Source organism: Streptomyces coacervatus (genome assembly GCF_029223485.1).
Lineage (GTDB): Bacteria > Actinomycetota > Actinomycetes > Streptomycetales > Streptomycetaceae > Streptomyces > Streptomyces coacervatus.
In genome coordinates this window covers 14,912-34,179 of record NZ_JARHTP010000033.1, presented here as the reverse complement: position 1 = coordinate 34,179, position 19,268 = coordinate 14,912, and the positions used below count along the sequence as shown (strand labels likewise).

General features: G+C 70.5%; 15 protein-coding genes and 1 pseudogene. 8 read left to right on the top strand and 8 right to left on the bottom strand.

What is annotated here, in order from left to right:
* Positions 1-64 precede the first annotated feature (64 nt).
* Positions 65-877 (bottom strand): helix-turn-helix domain-containing protein, encoded by an 813-nt coding sequence (locus P2Q00_RS47690; protein ID WP_275781194.1) that lies wholly within the window; start codon positions 875-877, stop codon positions 65-67.
* Between the two features lie 205 nt (positions 878-1,082).
* Here P2Q00_RS47690 and P2Q00_RS47685 point away from each other — a divergent pair, with 205 nt between their 5' ends.
* Together P2Q00_RS47685 and P2Q00_RS47680 are read left to right on the top strand one after the other, a co-directional pair.
* Positions 1,083-1,790 carry a response regulator transcription factor gene (locus P2Q00_RS47685; RefSeq protein WP_275781243.1) on the top strand — a complete coding sequence of 236 codons (708 nt, stop codon included), beginning with the start codon at positions 1,083-1,085 and terminating at the stop codon, positions 1,788-1,790.
* Positions 1,791-3,230 carry a HAMP domain-containing sensor histidine kinase gene (locus tag P2Q00_RS47680; RefSeq protein WP_275781193.1) on the top strand — a complete coding sequence of 480 codons (1,440 nt, stop codon included), beginning with the start codon at positions 1,791-1,793 and terminating at the stop codon, positions 3,228-3,230.
* A 39-nt stretch (positions 3,231-3,269) separates the two neighbouring features.
* Here P2Q00_RS47680 and P2Q00_RS47675 read toward each other — a convergent pair whose 3' ends face one another.
* The 4 genes from P2Q00_RS47675 to P2Q00_RS47660 form a co-directional block, all read right to left on the bottom strand.
* On the bottom strand, positions 3,270-4,112 hold the full coding sequence (locus P2Q00_RS47675; protein WP_275781192.1) for a carbohydrate ABC transporter permease: 843 nt from the start codon (positions 4,110-4,112) through the stop codon (positions 3,270-3,272).
* A gap of 8 nt (positions 4,113-4,120) precedes the next feature.
* Positions 4,121-4,990, bottom strand: a complete 870-nt coding sequence (locus P2Q00_RS47670) for a carbohydrate ABC transporter permease (protein ID WP_275781191.1) — start codon at positions 4,988-4,990, stop codon at positions 4,121-4,123.
* 203 nt (positions 4,991-5,193) lie between these two features.
* Complete coding sequence (locus tag P2Q00_RS47665) at positions 5,194-6,549, bottom strand: ABC transporter substrate-binding protein (RefSeq protein WP_275781189.1); 1,356 nt, start codon at positions 6,547-6,549, stop codon at positions 5,194-5,196.
* Between the two features lie 76 nt (positions 6,550-6,625).
* Positions 6,626-7,645 (bottom strand): LacI family DNA-binding transcriptional regulator, encoded by a 1,020-nt coding sequence (locus tag P2Q00_RS47660; RefSeq protein ID WP_275781187.1) that lies wholly within the window; start codon positions 7,643-7,645, stop codon positions 6,626-6,628.
* A gap of 296 nt (positions 7,646-7,941) precedes the next feature.
* On the opposite strand from P2Q00_RS47660, the gene P2Q00_RS47655 reads away from it, so the two are divergent.
* From P2Q00_RS47655 to P2Q00_RS47635, 5 genes are all read left to right on the top strand, one after another.
* Positions 7,942-9,288 (top strand): glycoside hydrolase family protein, encoded by a 1,347-nt coding sequence (locus tag P2Q00_RS47655; RefSeq protein ID WP_275781186.1) that lies wholly within the window; start codon positions 7,942-7,944, stop codon positions 9,286-9,288.
* A 211-nt stretch (positions 9,289-9,499) separates the two neighbouring features.
* The gene (locus P2Q00_RS47650; RefSeq protein WP_275781185.1) at positions 9,500-13,585 is read left to right on the top strand and encodes an nSTAND1 domain-containing NTPase; all 4,086 of its coding nucleotides are present in this window, start codon (positions 9,500-9,502) and stop codon (positions 13,583-13,585) included.
* A 192-nt stretch (positions 13,586-13,777) separates the two neighbouring features.
* Entirely contained in the window at positions 13,778-14,422 is a 645-nt protein-coding gene (locus P2Q00_RS47645; protein ID WP_275781184.1) for a hypothetical protein, read from the top strand.
* A 26-nt stretch (positions 14,423-14,448) separates the two neighbouring features.
* Positions 14,449-15,336 (top strand): glycine betaine ABC transporter substrate-binding protein, encoded by an 888-nt coding sequence (locus P2Q00_RS47640; protein WP_275781183.1) that lies wholly within the window; start codon positions 14,449-14,451, stop codon positions 15,334-15,336.
* Positions 15,337-15,370: 34 nt separating this feature from the next.
* Entirely contained in the window at positions 15,371-15,730 is a 360-nt protein-coding gene (locus tag P2Q00_RS47635; protein ID WP_275781182.1) for a hypothetical protein, read from the top strand.
* Between the two features lie 86 nt (positions 15,731-15,816).
* Here the strand turns inward: P2Q00_RS47635 and P2Q00_RS47630 are convergent, their stop codons facing one another.
* The 3 genes and pseudogenes from P2Q00_RS47630 to P2Q00_RS47620 form a co-directional block, all read right to left on the bottom strand.
* A complete protein-coding gene (locus P2Q00_RS47630) occupies positions 15,817-16,662 on the bottom strand; it encodes a hypothetical protein (RefSeq protein ID WP_275781180.1) in 846 nt (281 codons plus the stop codon).
* A gap of 314 nt (positions 16,663-16,976) precedes the next feature.
* Positions 16,977-17,558, bottom strand: coding sequence for an HD domain-containing protein (locus P2Q00_RS47625; RefSeq protein WP_275781179.1), 582 nt, complete (start codon positions 17,556-17,558; stop codon positions 16,977-16,979).
* Between the two features lie 13 nt (positions 17,559-17,571).
* A pseudogene (locus P2Q00_RS47620) lies at positions 17,572-18,699 on the bottom strand (helix-turn-helix domain-containing protein).
* 147 nt (positions 18,700-18,846) lie between these two features.
* Here P2Q00_RS47620 and P2Q00_RS47615 point away from each other — a divergent pair.
* Positions 18,847-19,263 carry an ATP-binding protein gene (locus tag P2Q00_RS47615; RefSeq protein ID WP_275781178.1) on the top strand — a complete coding sequence of 139 codons (417 nt, stop codon included), beginning with the start codon at positions 18,847-18,849 and terminating at the stop codon, positions 19,261-19,263.
* The last annotated feature ends 5 nt before the right edge of the window (positions 19,264-19,268 follow it).

The following is a 19,268-nucleotide window of genomic DNA, read 5'->3' as shown; positions in this document are numbered from 1 at the left end:
CAGATAAATATCCGGGCGGGGTCCTTGTCCGTCAAGGGGATTTGGTCGGGCGCGCGCTCCCCGCCTACCCGGAGGACCGTACGGCGGCCGCATAGGCCGTGGGCGGCACCCCCACCGTCGCCGTGAAGTCCCGTACCAGATGGGCCTGGTCGGCATAGCCGAGGTCGGCCGCCAGGCCCGCCCAGTCCACGTCCCGCTCGGCCTCCGCGCGCTCCAGGGCCTCATGGATGCGGTAGCGCAGGATGACCCACTTCGGGCCGACGCCGACGTACCCGGCGAACAGGCGCTGCAGCAGTCGTACGGACATCCCCTCGGTGCGGGCGAAGTCGGCGACGCGGCGGATCGTGCGGTCGGTGCGGATGCGGTCGACCAGGGTCATGGCGAGGTCGGCCTGGGGGTCGGGGCGGGGGGAGAGGGAGAGCAGGAAGGTGTCCAGTGCGGCGATTCGGGCGTCCTCGTCGTCCGGGGTGAGGACGGCCGTGCAGTTGGCCGTCGGGAAGGCCTCGGGGAAGTGGATCCGGCGGCCCGTCCACTCGCTCACCGCCTGCCCGGGTGCGAAGGGGCGGAAGGCGCCGGGCCGGAATTTGATGCCGCACACCCGTCCCCGCCCCTCCAGTTTCTGGGTGAACAGGCCCTGCTGGACGCCCGCGACCTCGACGAAGGGTTCCTGGCTCTCGAACTGCTGGAAGACGATGTGGACGGCCGGGTGCGGGACCACCTGCGAGACGTATGGCTCCGGCAGGTCCCAGTCGATCAGCCAGTAGTGCTCGATATGGCTGCGCAGCGGCTCGGCGGGCTCGGGGCGGCGGAAGTCCACGCGCGCGAGGAAGTCCGCGGGGGCGACGATGCCTCTGGTGTCACGGCGTGGGGCGGCCATGGAAGGGAGCGTACGGTCCGGCACTGACAGTCGGCGGAACGCGCGGGGCGCGGCTACGGGAGCGACGGCCTAGGTGAGAAGACGGTAGGCGTACGTCTCCGGTTGCCTCTGTGACGGTGAGAGCGAGGTAAAAAGGCTGATCGTAGCCCGGCCGACTCGGCTGAACCGGAGGAGGCCTTGGCACACTGGGTGCGTGCCCCAGACTGTGCTGCTCGCCGAAGACGACCGCGCCATCCGTCATGCCCTGGAACGGGCCCTGAGCTTGGAGGGCTACCAGGTCACCGCGGTCGCCGACGGCGTCGAGGCGCTGGCGCAGGCCCACAAGACCCCGCCGGACGTGCTCCTGCTGGACGTGATGATGCCCGGCATCGACGGCCTCCAGGTCTGCCGGGTGCTGCGCGCCGAGGGCGACCGCACGCCGATCCTCATGCTCACCGCGCTCGTCGAGACGGCGGACCGTATCGCGGGCCTGGACGCGGGCGCCGACGACTACGTGGTCAAGCCGTTCGACGTCGAGGAGGTCTTCGCGCGGCTGCGCGCGCTGCTGCGCCGGACCAGCCCGGACACCGGGGCCGTGGCCGACGTGCCGAAGGAGCCGCCGCCGGCCTCCGACCGGCAGATCGAGGCCGCCGGACTGCGCATGGACGTGCAGGCGCGGCGCGCCTGGCGCGGCGACCGCGAGCTGGAGCTGACACGCACCGAGTTCGAGCTGCTGGAGCTGCTCGTGCGGAATGCCGGAATTGTTCTTGATCACTCGACCATCTACGACCGTATCTGGGGCTATGACTTCGGGCCTGGCTCCAAGAACCTCGCCGTGTACGTCGGCTATCTGCGCCGCAAGCTCGACGAGCCGGGCACTCCGGCCCTGATCCACACGGTGCGCGGTGTGGGTTACGTGCTGCGGGAGGACTGAGTGAGCCGGCTCAGGCGGCTGCTGGCCAGACGGCGGCCCGGGCTGGTCTCCCTGCGCACCACGTTCGCGGTGTCGTTCGCGGCGGTCACCGCGGCCGTCACGCTGCTGGTCGGTGTGCTGTCGTACAGCGCCGCGGCCCGGCTGGTCCGGGTGGACCAGGAGTCCGTGTTCGACCAGGTCGTGCAGGACCTGGTCGACGAGGTGCGCCAGCACCGGATGACGACGGACGACTTCTCCTCCTCGGCACCGGGCCACGACATCGTGCGGCCCGCGCGCACGGATGTGCAGGTGCTGGGGCCGGACGGCAAGGTCGTCGACGCCGGCAGCCCGGGGCTGCCCGTGACGCGCCACGACCGGGCGGTCGCGGCCGACGAGGTCTCGGGCAAGACGGAGGAGCACAAGGACGTCAGCGTCGACGCGGACGTCTACCGCATCGCGACCGTCTCCCTCGGCGGCAAGCGAGGCGCGGTGCAGGTCGCGCAGGAGTTCTCCGACACCGAGGATCTGCTGCGGGCGCTGCAGCAGCGGACGCTGATCCTGATGGCCGCGGTCGTCACCGCCGCGGGCCTGTTCGGCTGGTGGCTGGCGCGGCGCATCACCCGCCGGCTGATCATCCTGACCTCGGCCGCGGAGGACGTCGCCCGCACCCGGCGGCTCGGCATCGAGGTGCCCGTCACCGGCTACGACGAGGTGGGCCGCCTCGGCCGTGCCTTCGACCGGATGCTGGGCCGCCTCGCCCAGTCGGAGGAGGACCAGCGCCGCCTGGTCCAGGACGCGGGCCATGAACTCCGTACGCCGCTCACCTCGCTCCGTACGAACATCTCCCTGCTGCGCCGGATCGACGAACTCCCCCCGGCCACCCGCGACGACCTGGTCGCGGACCTGAGCCAGGAGGCGCGCGAACTGACCGACCTGGTCAATGAGCTGGTGGACCTGGCGGCCGGGCAGTCCGACACCGAGCCGCCGCAGCGGGTCGACCTCGCGGACATCGCCGAGGACGTCGCGGGGCTCGCCCGGCGCCGCAGCGGACGGGAGGTCACGGTCCGCGTGAGCGGCGACACGACGACCGACGGCCGCCCCGGAATGCTCCAGCGCGCGATCTCCAACCTTGTCGAGAACGCGGCCAAGTTCGACCGTGACGGCACCGGGCCCATCGAGATCGCCGTCTTCGGGCCCGCCCGGCCCGGCACGGTCCGTGTCGAGATCCTCGATCGCGGCCCCGGAATCGCCGACACCGACCTGATCCGCATCTTCGACCGCTTCTACCGCGCGGCCGACGCCCGCTCCCTGCCCGGTTCCGGGCTGGGCCTGTCGATCGTGCGGGAGGTCGCGATGGCGCACGGCGGTGCGCCGTTCGCGCTGCAGCGGGACGGGGGCGGAGCGGTGATCGGGTTCACGGTGGGCGGGGTGCCGGGCAGCGGGGCGGGTGCCGGGGAGTGACGCCGCCGTTCCTGGTGCTCGGAGCCGGTGAGCAGGTGCTCACCCCTTGACCGCGGAGCTCGCGACGCCTTGGACGAACCAGCGCTGGAAGAAGGCGAAGACGACCAGGACAGGCAGGACCAGCAGGACGCCGAAGGCGAGGATCTGGCCCCAGTCCGGGGGCTGCTGGCCCTGGAAGACGCTCATCTCCAGGGGGAGCGGACGGACTGACGGGTCGGAGACCATCAGGACCGGCCACAGGAACGAGCCCCACTGGGTGAGGAAGGTGAGGATGGCGACCGAGGCGAACGCCGGCTTCGACATCGGGACGATGATCGCGAAGAAGGTGCGCCAGGGCCCGGCGCCGTCGAGGCGGGCGGCCTCCTCGATGCTCGGCGGGATCTTCCCGAAGAACGTGTGGAACTGGTAGACCGAGAAGGCGTTGGCGATGAACGGGACCGCCTGGATGAAGACCGTGTTGCGCTGGCCGTTGAACATGTAGAACAGCGGCACCGCCACCGACTCGAACGGCACCAGCATCAGCAGCAGGACGAGAGTGAAGACGGCCTCCCGGCCCCGCCACTTCAGCCGTGACATGCCGTACGCCGCCATCGAGTTGACGAACAGCCCGCCCGTCACGACCACGAACGCGACGAGCAGCGAGATGCCCATGAAGCGCCAGAAGTAGCCGGTGCTGTCGGAGTTCAGGGCGTCGAGGACGTGCGCGTAGTTGGCGAACGTCAGGTGGGTGGGGAGGAAGCCGGTCAGGCCGTTCAGTACCTCGTCGGAGGGCTTGAGGCTGCCCAGGAGCAGGTACAGGACGGGGAGTACGAAGATGAATGCCAGGACGCCGAGGACGGTGTAGTCGGCGGCGCGGCGCAGGGGGACGCGGGTCGTGGCCATGGTCGGTGTCAGTCCTCGTTGCCGGGCCGGACGACGCGGCGCTGGATGAGGGTCAGGGCGACGACGATCAGGAAGAAGACGACGGTGATCGCGGACGCCTGGCCGATGTTGTTCTGGTCGAAGGCGGTGGTGACGGCCTGGTACATCACCGTGCGGGCGGCGTCCTCGTCGAGACCGCCGCCGTGGATGAGGACGTACACCTGGTCGAAGACGCGGAAGGACAGCACCGACGTCAGCATGGCGACGAAGACGAGCGTGCCGCGGATGCCGGGCAGGGTGACGTGGCGGAACTGCTGCCCGCGACTCGCGCGGTCGAGCTCGGCGGCCTCGTAGAGCTCGCCGGGTATCTGCTGCAGGCCGGCCAGCAGGATCACCATCTGGAAGCCGACGCCCTGCCACACCGACAGCACGATGACCGAGGCCATCGCGGTGGCGCCGTCGCCGAGCCAGTCGAAGGCGCCCCAGTTGCCGAAACTCACCGCGTGCAGCGCGGAGTTGAGCAGGCCCTGGTCGCTGCGGGCGAGGATGAGGCGCCAGATGACGGCGACCAGCGTCATCGGGAAGACGACCGGCATGAAGAAGAGGGACCGGAACACGCCGATCGCCTTGAGCTTGCGGTTGAGCAGGATCGCGAGCGCCAGTGCCAGGCCCGTCTGGAGCGGTACGACGACCACGGCGAAGGTCAGGTTGTTCAGCAGCGCCCGCAGGAAGGGGCCCGACAGGTCCGGGTCGGTGAACAGCCGACGGTACTGCTCGATGCCGAAGAACGTGGGCGCCAGCGGGGAGCCGAGGCGCACGTTGTAGAAGGAGAGGACGACGGCGTAGCCGAACGGGATGCCGACGAAGGCGACGAGCCCGGCGACGGCGGGCGTGGACATGAGCAGTCCGTGCAGCCAGTCGCGGTTCCTGGGCCCTGGACGCGCCGGCTTCACAGAGGTCACGGGCGGCGGGCCGTCCTGTGTGCGGGAGGGCGCTGCGTGCGCGGGTTCCACGGTCTTCACGGGGGTCCTGTTCCCGGCCGGGGCGGGCGCCGGCGTGCATGCACCCGCCCCCGGCCGAAGCGTCCTACTGGATTACCGGGTTACTGGATCTTGTAACCGGCGTTGTCGGAGAAGTCCTGGTCGATGGCGCGGGCGGCCTTCGCCAGGGCGCTCTTCGGGTCGGTGCCGCCGTAGATCGAGTTCAGGGCCTCGCCGAACTTGGCGGTGACCGTGGGGTATCCGGCGGTGACCGGGCGGGTCACGGCGACGCAGGACTTGGTGATGGTGCTGTCGCCGCACGGCTTGGCGAGCTGGTCGGCGTAGAGCTGGAGCGGGCCGCCCTGCTTGTACAGGGGGCTGGCGGCGAGCGCGGACTTCGTGGCGGGCGGGGCGCCGTTCGCCGTCGTCATCGCGGTGACGTTGGTGTCGTTCAGGAGGTAGTCGAGGAACGCGCCGGCGGCCTTGCCGTTCTTCGAACCCGCGCCGATCCCCCAGGCCCAGGAGCCCTGGCCGGTCTTGGGCCCGTTGCCGAAGTCGGGCAGCGGCAGCACGACAAGGTCCTTGCCGAGGGCCTTGCTGTAGGCGGGGTACATCCAGTGGCCGACCCAGCTCAGCGCGACGCGGCCCTTGGCGAAGGCGTTGCCGTCGGTGTTGGCGTCGACATACGTCTTCCAGGACTGGACGGTCTTCATCGCCTTCACCACGGCCGGGGAGTCGAGGGCGCCCTCGGCCTTGCCGTCCTTCAGCAGGGCGCCGCCGGCCGACCAGACGACCGGGGAGAAGCCGTAGGTGCCCCACTCGGTGGCGAGGCCGTTGTTCTCCTGGAGGTCGAGGGTCTTGCCGTCGGAGTCCTTTGCCTTGAGCGCCTTCAGCGCGGCGCTGAACTCGTCCGCCGTCCAGTCGTCGGACAGGCCCTTCGGGTACTTCACACCGGCCGCGTCCAGCAGCTTCTTGTTGCCGTAGATGCCGAGGCCCGAGTCGTACATGCCCAGGCCGTAGTGCTTGCCGCTGATCTCGCCCTGCGCCTTGCTCGCGGCGGTGGCGTTGGCCAGCGTCTTCGACGAGACGTAGTCGTCGATCGCGGCGAGCTTCTTGTTGTAGACGAAGCTCGCCATGGTCGGGCCGTCGAACTCCATCACGTCCGGCAGCTGGGAGGCGTCGGTGGCGGTGATGGTCTTGGTGTAGTCGTTGCCGGGTATCAGCTTCAGCTCGACCTTGATCTTGTCCTGGGAGGAGTTGAAGGACTTCACCGCGCTCTGCAGCGCGGCGTCCTCGCTCGTCTGACCCTGGTGGGCCCAGACCTTGATCGTGCCCTTGCCGCTGCCCGCCGCGGCGGAGGTGTCACCGCCGCTGCCGCCGCCGCACGCGGCCAGGGCCGCGAGGGGCAGCACGAGCGCCAGCGCCGTACAGGCCGTGCGGCGGTGCCTTCTGCTGGTCGGGCTGTTGGTCGAGCTCATGGTTCCTGCCTCCGTGCGGTGCGAGGGTTCGTGGTGCGCTGGTGCTTTCCGGCGTGCTTTCCGGCATGGGGGAGGGTCACTGGGGTCCGCGCGGGCGCGGCGGTGCGGTGGTCTCGCGCAGGACGAGACGGATGGGCATCCGGACGTGTCCGGGCCGCTCGGCGTCCGGCTCGTCGAGCTGGTGCAGCAGCAGCCGGGCGGCCTCGGCGCCCTGCCCGGCGACCGGCTGGGCGACGGTGGTCAGCCCGATCACATCGGCGAGTTCGTGATCGTCGAAGCCGATGACGGACACGTCGTCCGGCACCTTCAGCCGGTGCCGCCGCAGGGCGCGCAGCGCACCCATCGCCATCTCGTCGGACTGCGCGAACACGGCCGTCGGCGGCCGGGAGGCCGCCAGCAGCTCGGTCATCGCCCGCTCGCCGCCCTCGACGGTGTAGTCACCGTCCGCCTCCAGGGCCGGGTCGTGCGCGATCCCGGCCTCCGCGAGTACGCCCAGATAGCCGCGACGGCGCTCGACGGGCGTCGTCCAGTGCAGCGGCCCGCTCGCCCCGCTGATCATGCCGATCCGGCGGTGGCCGAGGTTCACCAGATGCCGTACGGCGCTCTCGGCACCGGCCCGGTCGTCGATGCCGACCACGCTGAAGCCGGGCCGGGCGTCGCCGACCGTGCTGGCCAGCGGCACCCCCAGCGAACGCAGCGCCGCGGACTCCGCCTCGTCGGGGATGAGCAGTGACAGCACCGCGTCCACCCGCTTGCGGACCGGCATCCTGGCGAAGAAACGCTTACGGGTCTCCGGCGAGCCCAGGTTGTACAGCAGGACGTCGTACCCGGCCGCGCTGAACACCTGCTCGGCGGCGTCCAGCACGGTGCCGAAGAACCAGCGGCCCACATACGGGACCACGACCCCGATGGTGAAGGTGCGCCCGCTGGCCAGGCTGGACGCCGACTGGGACGCCGTATAGCCGAGCTGCTCGGCGACGGCCGTGATCTGGGCGCGCACCTCGTCGGAGACGCCCGGCCGGCCGCGCAGTGCGCGGGACACGGTGGACGCCGAGACTCCGGCGGCGCGGGCGACATCGGTGATGCTGACGGTCACAGCGCTTTTCTCCCGTCGGTTTCACGTCGGTGTGATCTGGGGGTGACGAGACCGTAAACCCGCCCATGCTGTTGCGCAAGCGTTTGCGTTCATATTTACTTGGGCCGATTCTCAAGCGGGACCTTCTGGAGAACTGGTCAGCGCATGCGTTTGAGCGTTGCTGAGTGCTCCGCAGGAAGGGCGGCGATTAACCCGCGGGCCGGTGGGGGCTGGTCGCGCAGTTCCCCGCGCCCCTTACGGGGGCGCGGTACTGCACCAGAGCTTCACCGGGACCGCTTAGTCGACAGGAACTGTGCATGCGATACGCCCCGCCCGGCCTCTGCGTGAACGACTTCGCCGTGCTCCGCGACGACGACGGCAGCTACGTCGTGCTGCATCTGCAGGGTCCGTGGACGGCCGAGTTCGACCATCTGCGGATGGAGACCTCCTACGGCAGGGCCACCTCCGCCGACCTGGTCGCCTGGCGGCCCGAGGGGACGGCCTTCGGCAACGGACTGCCCGGCCGCTTCGACCAGCAGGCCGTGTGGACCATGCATCCCATCGCGTACGGCGACGGCATGGCGATGTTCTACACGGGCGTGAGCGGCCTCACGGCAGACGGCTGGCCGCTGCAGTCGGTCGGGCTGGCGTACTCCGACCGCACCGACGGCACCGGCTGGCGACGCCACGGCACCGGACCGGTCGTGGAGGCGGACGCCCGCTGGTACCGCACCGGTGAACGCATGGGCTGGCGCGACCCGTTCGTCGTGCGCGACGACGAGTCCGACGGCTGGGTCATGGTCGTCTGCGCCGCCGACGCGTCACTGCCGGTCGAGGTCAGCGGCTGTGTCGCGTGGGCGACCTCGGACGACCTGGAGCACTGGACGGTCCAGCCGCCGCTCATCTCACCCGGTGACGTCAACGAGTTGGAGTGCCCGGTCCTGGAACGCCTCGACGACGGCAGCTGGTTGCTGCTCGGCTCGATCGGTTCGACGCGCGGCTTCGAGGCGTGGACCGCACCACGGCTGCGCGGCCCCTGGACCCGCCGCGGCCCGCTGGGCCCGACCGGCTCCTACGCACCCCGCGTCATCACCGCCCCGGACGGCTCCCGTGTCGTCCTGCACACCACGCCCCGCCGGGTCGGGCTCACCGACTCCGGCGAACGCTGCCGGGGCATGCTCGCGCAGCCCAAGTCCCTTGTCGTACCGGAGGATTCGGCGCCACGCCTGGAGTGGTGGCCCGGCCTGGACGAGTGGCTGGGCGAGGAGACGGAGGAGCCCGCGCTGCACGCGGTCGGGGATGTGCCCGTCTCCGGACGGATCGAGATCACCCTGCGGACCGGTCTGGACGACGACCGCCCGGTTCTTGCCGTCGGCTGCGACGGCAAGAACCTCTGGATCACCGGACCCGGCGGCGAGCGCACCGACGAGACCGTCCTGACCGAACCGGCCGCCGCCCTGCGGATCCTCACCGTCGGCGAGTACGTCGAGGTCTACGCCGACGGCGTCTTTGCGCTGACCACCCTTTGCTACTCGGGCCGCACTGCCCCGTGGACAGCGCTTTCCGATGACCGCACCCGCACGATCCCGGTCCGCCCCGTCCGTCTGCCCGACCCAGGCCGCGACGACGCGTCGGCGGTGTGGCCCGGCCCCTTGCAGCGGTAGCCGGCGGTAGCCGCATATCGATGCAGCCCCGCACCCCTTCAGGGGGTTTGTTCTACACGTCCGCGGCATGGCTGGTTTGCATCTGCTTCACATTTCGTTCCTTTGAACCCTCAAGCTGTCATGACATACTCGCCGCCCAGCGTGCAGCCGTCCCCGGCCCGTTGTGAAAGCGATTGCCTGTGAACGTGAAAAGCCATTTGCGGGAGCATCCATGAGCAGCCGGCAGCGGGGACGCCCCGAGCGGCCGCTCGATCCCGACGCGGGGCCCGTACAGCGCTTCGCCCATGAGCTGCGGTCACTGCGTGCGCAAGCCGGCTCCCCGTCGTACCGGACGATGTCCGAGCAGGCCCGGGTCTCGGTGGCCGCACTGTCCCGCGCGGCCTCGGGCGAGCGGCTGCCGTCGGTGGCGGTCGTGCGGGCGTACGCGCAGGCCTGCGGGGCGGATCCGGACGAGTGGGAGAAGCGGCTGGCGGCGGCGGCCGACGAGGTCGTGGCCTGCGGTGCCCAGGCGGGGGAGTCGCCGTACCAGGGGCTGGCCCGGTTCGAACCGGGCGACCAGGAGCTGTTCTTCGGCCGGGACGAACTGGCCGGGAAAACAGTGCAGTTGATGAAGGAGCACCTGTTCGCGGTGCTCATCGGGGCCTCCGGCAGCGGCAAGTCTTCCCTGCTGAGGGCCGGCGTGATGCCCCGCCTGGAGAAGGTCGTGGAGGAGGCGGGCTGCGAGGCGGAGCTCCGGCTGATCACGCCCGGCGCGCGCCCCGTCGCCACCCACGGCCAGCTGCTTGCACCGGGGCCGGACGAGCCCCACCGCGTGGTCGTGGTCGACCAGTTCGAGGAGATCTTCACGCTCTGCCGGGACCGGGCCGAACGCTGGCTGTTCGTCGAGCAGTTGCTCGCCGCCAAGGACTCCTGCGGCCGGCTGCGCGTGGTCGTCGCCGTGGGCGCCGGCTTCCACGGCCGGTGCGTGGAACACCCCGGCCTCGCCGAGGCGCTGCGGCACACGAGCCTGACGGTCGGGCCGATGACCCGCGAGGAACTGCGGGATGCGGTCGTCAGACCGGCCACGGCGGCCGGCCTCAGGGTCGAGCGGGAGCTCACCGCCCGCATCGTCGAGGAGGTCCACGACCAGCCCGGCGCACTGCCGATGCTCTCGCACGCCCTGCGCGAGACCTGGCGGCGCCGGCGCAGCGGAGTGCTGACCCTGGCCGCGTACGAGGAGACGGGCGGCGTCCACGGAGCGATCGCCGCGGCCGCTGAGGAGGTCTACGGCGGACTGACCACCGACCAGACCGACACCGCCCGGCGGCTCCTGCTGGCCCTCATCGCCCCCGGCGACGGCGCCCCCGACAGCCGCCGTCCGGTCAGACGGGCCGATCTGCGCGAGTGGCCGGACCCCGAGGTGCCCGTCGTCCTCGAACGGCTCGCCCGCGCCCGGCTGGTCACCGTGGACGAGGAGAACGTCGAGCTCGCCCACGAGGCCCTGATCAGGGGCTGGCCCCGGCTGCAGCAGTGGATCGAGGAGAACCGCGAGCGGCTGCGCATGCACCGCCACCTCACCGAGGCCGCCCGCAACTGGCAGGAGCACGCCAGTGACCCCGGCACCCTGTACCGGGGTATCCATCTCGCCCTGGCCGACGTGCTGTTCACCCGCGAGCGGCACGACGACGACCTCACCGCACGGGAGCGGGCCTTCCTGTGCGCCTCCCGGGTGGCCCACCGCATGGAGCGCTGGACGGCCGCCCGTATGCAGCGCCGAATACGAAGACTCGTCCTCGCGCTGACCTGCGTGATGTGCGGGGCGCTGGTCGCCGGACAGATCGCCTGGCGCGAGAGCGGGACCGCCGAGGGCGAGCGCCGCCTGGCAGGCGCCCGCCAGGCTGCCGACCTCGCCGACCGGGACCGGGTGACCGACCCCCGCACCCGGACACTGCTCAGCATCGCCGCCTGGCGGCTCGCCCAGCTGCCCGAGAGCCGCGCGGCCCTCTTCGACGCCCTCGCCGAACCCGAACGGGACGCCTTCACCGACCCCGGCCAGAACGGCGACACCCGCACCTTCCTCACCGACTCCGGGCGCACCCTGCTCAGCGCGGGCGGCGGCAGCTGGTCGTCCTGGGACGTGGCCACGCACAGCCGTACCGGATCCGGACGGCTGCCGGACCTCCCGGTGACCGCGGTCAGCCGCGACGGAAGGACCCTCGCCCTGGCCGCCACCGACCCCGGGCAGCGGTTGTGGCGGCTGCCGCCGGTGACCGAGGACTCGGCAGGAACGCAGCACCCCGTCGGCGATCTCGCGTCGGCCGACTCGAACCCCGGCGTCGACGCATACATCGTGAACGGCCCTGATACGACAGCGCAGTTGCGCGCATTCACGGACGACCCGGTGGTGCTGGAACGCTCCGCGGCTGGTGCGGCTGGTGCGGCTGGTGCGGCTGGTGCGGCTGGTGCGGCTGGTGCCGCCGATGCCGACGATGCCGTAGTGCCGACCGCGGACGCCCGGTTGGCGGCGGTCTGTGCGCGGGACCGGCCGCTCACGCTGCGGGACATCGTCCGCCACCGCACCCTCCCGGGCGCCTGGCAGGACGCGCCGGCGGTGGACTGCTCGTCCGCCTCCCTCGTCTTCGACCGGGCCGGAAGACGGCTCGCGGCGGTCTCGGACACCGGGATACGCGTCTGGGACACGGCCTCGGGCCGCCGGCTCGCGGGCATCGCCCAACCGGGCGCCTCCCACCTGGCGTTCACCCCGGACGGCCGGTTCCTCGCGGCGGCCGGACCGGACGGCACGACGGTCTGGCGCATATCGGCTCCGCAGGCACCGGTGTTCCGCCATGCCCTGGCCGACGGGCCCGTCACCGCCCTCGCCTGGGACCCGGACGCCCCGACCTTGCGCTGTCTGACCGGCGGCACCGTCCACTCCCTCGACCTCTCGGTGCCCCTCACCTCCCCATGGCTCGAACGGCCCCTGGACCACGAGACGTTCAGCCCGGACGGCCGTCTGCTGGCCACCGCCGAACGGCACGGCGCCCGCTACCGCTTCCGCCTGCGCGAGACCCGGGCCGGCCGCGTGGTCGCCGAACTGCCCGCCCCCGGGGCACCCGGACCACGGCCCGAAGCCGGGGACGCCGAGCCCCTCATGGCCTTCAGCCCCGACAGCCGGACCTTCGCCTACGGCAACGGGGACTCGGAGGCGCCCGACGCCCGGTTCGTCGTATGGAACGTGCCAACTCGCCGTGTACAGGCGGCAGTTCACCCGAGCGGGTCGACCGCCGTCCGCTCGATCGCGCTCACGCCGGGCGGGCGGGAACTGCTGCTCACGCGGGCGAGCTCGACCGGCTCGCGCACCGGAGCGCCCACGGACTCGCGCACCGGAGCGCCCACCGACTCGCGCACCGGTTCACCCACCGGCGAGGTGTGGAACACCGCCCGCGGGACGCGCACCGTCCGGCCCGACGCCCTGACCGTAACCCTGAAGTCCGCCCTGGCCTCGGGCTTCACCGGCCCGGCCGCCGCCCTGCCCTTCGGCCTGGACACCGGCGTACCGCTCGGCCCGGACAGTGGCGCGAACGTCCTCGCCCTCAGCCGCGACGGCGTTCAGCTGGCCACCGGCGGCGACTTCGGCAGCGTCACGGTCTGGCGCGGCCGCGGCGCACGCCACCGGGAGGCCGTCATCCCGCCCGCCGCCGGAGCCCTCGGCGCCCGGGTCACCGCCCTCGCTTTCAGCCCCGACGGCCGCACCCTCGCGGTGGGTTACGGCTCCGGCGCGCTCCGCCTGTGGGACACCGCCACCCGGCAGCCCCTCGGCGGCAGCCTCCCCACGCCGGGCGAGGCGATCCGTTCGCTTGCGTTCGGTGCGCACGGGGACTCCGTCTACGCCGGCAGCGCCCACGTCCCGTTCCAGCGGTACGCCGTCGGTACCGCCCAGGTCGTCACTCGCCTCTGCGCACGCGCCGGCCGCAATCTGACCGCCAACGAATGGCGGACGTATCTCCCGGATGTGCCCTACCGGCGCGTGTGCGACGTGTCGGACATCGGCGAGTCGGCCGCCTCGGTTGCGGGAACGGATCCCGCCGCGACTCCGACACCGACGCGTACGCCCTCGTCACCGCCCGCCGCTCATAAGCCCGCGTCCCGGAAGCCCCACGCGCATAGGCATGCCACCGTGCCGTCTCCCGAGAAGCACCGTAAAGCCAAGTCCTCCACGGTCCCCAAGGCGCACCCCCGCACCACGCAACAGAAATCCGCACGTGGGGACCACGCCCCGAAGGCGAACGGAACGCGGCCCCGAATCACCGGCAGATGAACGGGCTGTCACATGTCCGGTTCCCGTCCCCGGTTGGGTTGTTTACACCTCTGACCTGCATTGATCAACAAATCGGCGCCGCCAAGAGTGGGGTTCACCCGGTGCACCGCACTCCCCGGTCAGTGACACCGGCGGGCGGCCGATGGCAACCCCGTCGGCTGCCCGGAACCCCCCAACTCACTGGAGCAACCGATGGCATTCGCGCGCCGTAAGCCCGCCTCCTCCAAGCGCACCCTCCGCACAGCCGGGGCCGTCGCCGCCCTGACCCTCGGCGCCTCGCTGATGGCGGCCCCCCAGGCCTCCGCCGCGGACAGCCCCACCACCAAGGAGCTCCTGGACGCCTGCAGCTGGGCGGACCTGTGCCAGTTCCACGCGACGGACTACTGGACGTACACCGGTCCGAACCACCAGGTCGGCAGCACCGCGTACAACTGCGCGAGCCAGACCAACCAGCACCGTATCGACTGGTCGGACACGACCGGCTCGACCAACACCTTCGGCATCTCGATCAGCGCGGAATACAAGTTCTTCGAGGTGTTCACGGTCGGCGTCAGCACCACGTACTCGCACAGCTGGGAAGCGTCGCACACCGACACCGAGAGCAACACGGTCAACGTCCCGGCCGGCTACAAGGGCTGGATCGAGCGCGGTACCGCCAAGCAGCAGGCCAAGGGCTGGTACGAGATCCACTTCGGCAAGCGCTACTACGGCCACTACATCTGGTACGTCAACAACTACCAGTCGTCCGGCTTCAACAAGGACAACCCCAACACGGGCTACGTCAACTTCAAGGACGCGCCGATGAGCTCCGGCGACCGCTCCGCCCACTGCCGCTGAGACCGGCCGACAGCATGTGGTGCTCCGTGACCCCAGGAATCAGCCCCCGGCCCCGACTCCGCCTCGCCGCGGCCGCCATCTGCTCCCTGCTCCTGCTGAGCGGGTGCGCGGCGGCCGCACAGAACAAGCCCAACACGTCCTACGCGGACGGCGAGGGCCCGACGGTGATCGGCACCGACACCTCCGCCGAGAGCCGGGTGATGGCGGCGATGTACGCCGAACTCCTCACCAGGGCGGGGCAGAAGGTGGAGCCGGCGAAGACCCGCTACTCCTCTCCCTCCGCCACCGCCAAGGCCGTGGTGGCGGGGAAGCTCGGGCTGGCTCCCGCGTACGAGAGCACCCTGCTGCGCACGTTCCCGGGCGGGGACACCCTGCCCGGTAACATGCCGGCGACGCTGAGCATGGCGCTGCCGATGGGCATCACCGCCCTGCCCCCGGCCGCGGCCCAGCGGGGAGTGGTCCTCGCGGTCTCTGCGACCACGGCCCGCCGCCACGACCTGCACACCCTCGCCGACCTCCGCAAGCCCGGCAGCCGCCTCACCCTCGGCGGCTCGGCGACCTCAGCCCCCGACGCCCCCACACCCGCTTCCCTGAAGAAGGCGTACGGCGTCACCCTCACCACCGCCGGCACCTCGGCCACAGCCGACGTACTGGCCCTGCGCAGCACGGACCCGTCCATCACCAAGGACAAGCTGGTCGTGCTGACCGACCCCGAGGGCGTCATCCCGCCCGAGCACATCTTCCCGCTCATCCAGGCTCCCTACGCGGGCCGGGCAGCGAGAGAAGCCCTGGCCCGAGTCAACTCGGCACTCACCACGGACCAGTTGGCAGCGCTCGCCTCCTCCGTGGACGCGGGCAAGTCCCCCGCAGAGGCGGCGCGAACCTGGCTGAAGTCCAAAGGGCTGCTCAGCTGATCCCCCCTCACTCGAACAGGACGGTGGTAATGAAATGCGCGACATCAGAAGAAAATTCGCGATAGCGGCACTCACTGCAGGTGCCGTCTTCGGCGGCCTCGCCGCCCCCACGACGGCCAGCGCGGACCCGGTCTCCGCCGTACAGATCACGGTCTGCAACGACTCGGGCGGGACCATGCTGTTCTGGGTCAAGGGCTACAACCAGCACGACGACTGGGACGACTCCCCGGTCTGGAGGGCCAACCCCCACACCTGCGCCACCGGCTGGAACTACTGGTGGAAGCAGAACTCGTCGGTCGAGCTCCACTACCAGATCGGCAACGGAGGCTGGACCTGGAAGCAGCAGTACGTTCCCAGGACGAAGGACCAGACGACGACTTTCCACGTGTCGTAGGAACTCGGCACTCGGCTGGACACACCCCGGGGCGGGACTCGAAAGGGTCCCGCCCTTGGCGTTCGCCGATCGCGGGTGATCCGAAATCAGGCGACCTCGGAGGCAGCGTCGAGTGCGCAGTCCCGACACAGGGCGGGTTCCGCCGAACGGAAGGCCCGTTCGCAGCCGTCGCAGGTCTGCCAGGGGAGAACGGCCGGTCTGGCTGGGGCGGCGACCGGAGTGGGTGCGGCCGGTGGTGGTTCGCTGAGGCGGTGGCTCAGGATACGGGCCGGGCGGGCCGTGAGGTGTCGCGGCAGCCGAGTGGTGAGCGCCTCCGTGACCTGCGCGGGGCCCACGCCTGCCGCGAGCCAGTGTGTGACGGCCGGGGACAGCTCGGCCACTTCCCGCTGCGACAGGATCAGCCGCGGATCGACGATGCGGAGTGAGGCGAGGATGACGGGCGCCCGCTCGTCGACCTCGACCTCGGCATCGTCTTCTTGTTCTTGCTGAGCCTCGCGAGCAGGTGCCGGTTGAGGGTCCGGCGGCGGTACGGGCCGGGTTTCGGCGGGCGCTCGGTCGCGGTCTCTCGCCGGTACGTCATGGAAGTACGTACGGGTACGGATCCGGCCGCCGGTGCAGCGCTCCCGCCGCCGCTCCAAGTACCCGGCGGCCTCCAACTCCCGTAGCGCGCGCGAGATCAGGATCTCCCCCTCGCTGAAGTGGGCGCACAGCGCGGCGATGCTCACGGCGGCACCGTCGGGCAAGGAGAGGATGTAGACCGCGACGCCGACCGTGACCGCGCTTCCGGGTCGCTGCGCCAGGGAGTTGGCGATCACGGTGAAGTTGGCGGTGAGGCGGGTACGTACGTGGATCACGCCGGAGGTCGGGGCCGGGGGAGCGGTCGGAGCTCCGGCGTCGGCGCGCAGGGGCGCGTTAGACTGCGGGTCAGCCATCGGGAAGCTTATTTCTTCCTGATCGGTCAGGCCCTCGATCGGGATTGCCGTCCCGGCCGGGGGCCGTCGTCTGTGTGAGGTTGTCGCGGCGAACGTAACCCTCCGTGCGCACGCGCCGCAACCGAGTCACTCCTGAGGGTGACAAGGGGCGGGCAGGGGAGGGTAGTTGGTTCTTTCAGGAAGGTCCTTTAAGGAGCGCTGTGGCTCACCGGACCCTTGTGGGCCAGGGCCCGGTGACGCTGGATCGCGGCCGAAGACCGGTTACCGGCCTGCTCAGTTGCGGTGGTCTGGCTTCAACTGGGTGTCGGCTGACATTAGTTCGAGTTCTCCCCCAGGGCCGTTCGTAGCCAATCCAGAGACCCAGTCGCCAGCACTGCGTCGGCGAGTTCGTTGGCCGACTTCGTGGTGAGCCGGCCTCGGCTGTTGTCGATCCAGCGCTGTGCGTTCTCGTAGCCCTGGGCCTTGTACTCGATGCCCTGGATCATGCATTCCAGCTTGTCGGCGTCCCGGGCGCAGATCGCCTCTGCGGATACTTTCGCCTCGTACTCTGCGACGAGTTCCCGTACAGCCGAGGCCAGGATCTCGGGCATACCGGCGACCTGGTCGCCGGTGACCGCCTGGGGGTCCGCCTCGGTGGCGTATTTCTTGCCGAGGTAGTTCACGTCACCGGTCCGCGTCTCCTGGGAGTCGTGCCACACCGCGAGATAGGCGGCCTGTGCGGGATCGGCGCCTTCGAGCTTCGCGATGATCGTGGCGAGGAGAGCTGTGCGCCAGGAGTGCTCTGCAACTGACTCCGGGTCGCGTACGCCGGCCATCCACCAGCCGGTGCGCTTGGTCTGCTTCAGCGTCCCCGCCTCGTACAGGAAGCGTGCCACCGCGGACAGGTCTTCAGCCACCGTCGGACTCCTCTCACGCCTCGGCGAGGCGGATCGCGTACCGGATGCTCTCCAGCTCCCGGCGCCCGCGCGCCGACAGCTCCCGGCTATCCAACATCACGGGCAGCCGGTCGCGCAGGGCGCAGCCTGCTGTGCCGGATCGCAGCAGGTTGGGCCGAATCTGGAGCAGGGACCACACGGAGTGGATGTTGAGGTCGATATAGCCGTGATGCGGTGCGAGCCCTTGAGTGAGGTGAGTGAGCAGCTTGTCACCCGGCCATCGTCCGATGGTGTGGGCGGCGATGAAGTCGTCGCTCAGCTCGAGATGGGAGGTCTCGCCGATCCAGTACGCCCAGTAGTTCAGGTTCGCGGCCTCGCCCGCGTCATTGTCGATCAGGGCGGTATCGATGAAGTGGCCCATACGTTCCCGATCTCCTTGTCGGGCGGAAACAGCGGCGACCGAACGGGAGTTGAGCCACTGCGTGAGCCAGTCCCCGGGGCGTTCGGTGGCCTGCTGGTGGGCGAGTCATTCCGGGGTGTCGGGCTGATCGTCGTACCCGGAGAGGTACAGGGCCTGGCGGCGGAGGAGGAACTGGTCCTCGCCACGGGCCTGCTCAGCGGTGCGCCGCATCTGTGTGAAGAAGCGGGTTCGTTCGGAGGGTGACAGCTCCGGCCCGGAGGGTGCGGGACCTCGGCGCCTGCGTGGCGCGGCGGGCAGGTCACGGATGGGCTGGGGCGGTGCGTGGTTGAGGGGCCACGCAAGCAACTCGACGAGGTCGCGCTGCATCACCCAGGCCCCGAGTGGGCTGTCCTCGACCCTGGCCTTGTCGTCGAGGGCACATGCGAGGAGGACGTCTGCCTCCAAGGCGCGATCGAGGGCCTGAAGGAGTGCAGGAACGGTGTCCATCTGCATGAGCCGGTGACGGTGCACGAGCATCTGCCCGATCGGCACAGCGGTCAGAGGGCGACGGCCGGACTCCCATCCGGCGATCGTGTCCGCAGACACCCGAAGCTGCTCGGCTGCTTCCTCCTGGGTGAGTCCCAGCTGCTCTCGTATGACCCGGAAGACGTAGCCGGAAATGACGCCCGTTCGAGGGCGCCCAGTTGTTCCCTGACTGCCGGTCAGGGTTTGTCGCGAACTCGACCGCATGCACAGCCCCATTCCCGTGTGTTCGCAGCAAACCACTTGTACTCACGGTCACTTCAAGGAGTGATCTCGACTCTCTAGCGTCGTATGCATCACCGGACGAGCCTAGACGGACGGTGATGGGACCACACGAAAACGCGAGCACCCCCGAGGGACGCGACGATGACCACGACGGCTGCATCGGTAGGACCACAGCGCTGCCAGGAGCGATATGCGGCGAGGCTGGAAGCTGCCCAGCAGGCCCGTCGGGACATAGCGTCGGCCCTGGAGAGCTGGGGCCTTTCGCACCTGATCGAGCCCGCCGAGCAGATCGTCACAGAACTGGTCGCCAACGCCGTGGAGCACACCAACGCGGCCACGGTTGGCATCTCCGTCGTTCGGACCGGCAAGGAGGCCGTGCGGATCGTCGTCACGGACACCTCCCGCACCAGACCCACTCCGGCCTCACCGTCCAGTGACGACGAGAACGGGCGTGGTCTTTTCCTCGTGGGCGCGCTCGCCCACGACTGGGGAAGCGAGCTGGTCCACGGCGGGAAACGGGTGTGGGCCGAACTACGCGTTCCCCGCAACGCGCCCTGAGCCGC

Excerpts from the sequence above, each read along its gene's own strand:
- P2Q00_RS47645 (WP_275781184.1), top strand. The coding sequence starts at position 13,778 with ATGGCATTCGCGCGCCGTAAGCCCGCCTCCTCCAAGCGCACCCTCCGC.
- P2Q00_RS47655 (WP_275781186.1), top strand. The coding sequence starts at position 7,942 with ATGCGATACGCCCCGCCCGGCCTCTGCGTGAACGACTTCGCCGTGCTC.
- P2Q00_RS47675 (WP_275781192.1), bottom strand. The coding sequence starts at position 4,112 with ATGGCCACGACCCGCGTCCCCCTGCGCCGCGCCGCCGACTACACCGTC.
- P2Q00_RS47615 (WP_275781178.1), top strand. The coding sequence starts at position 18,847 with ATGACCACGACGGCTGCATCGGTAGGACCACAGCGCTGCCAGGAGCGA.
- P2Q00_RS47635 (WP_275781182.1), top strand. The coding sequence starts at position 15,371 with ATGCGCGACATCAGAAGAAAATTCGCGATAGCGGCACTCACTGCAGGT.
- P2Q00_RS47670 (WP_275781191.1), bottom strand. The coding sequence starts at position 4,990 with ATGTCCACGCCCGCCGTCGCCGGGCTCGTCGCCTTCGTCGGCATCCCG.
- P2Q00_RS47630 (WP_275781180.1), bottom strand. The coding sequence starts at position 16,662 with ATGGCTGACCCGCAGTCTAACGCGCCCCTGCGCGCCGACGCCGGAGCT.
- P2Q00_RS47665 (WP_275781189.1), bottom strand. The coding sequence starts at position 6,549 with ATGAGCTCGACCAACAGCCCGACCAGCAGAAGGCACCGCCGCACGGCC.
- P2Q00_RS47690 (WP_275781194.1), bottom strand. The coding sequence starts at position 877 with ATGGCCGCCCCACGCCGTGACACCAGAGGCATCGTCGCCCCCGCGGAC.
- P2Q00_RS47650 (WP_275781185.1), top strand. The coding sequence starts at position 9,500 with ATGAGCAGCCGGCAGCGGGGACGCCCCGAGCGGCCGCTCGATCCCGAC.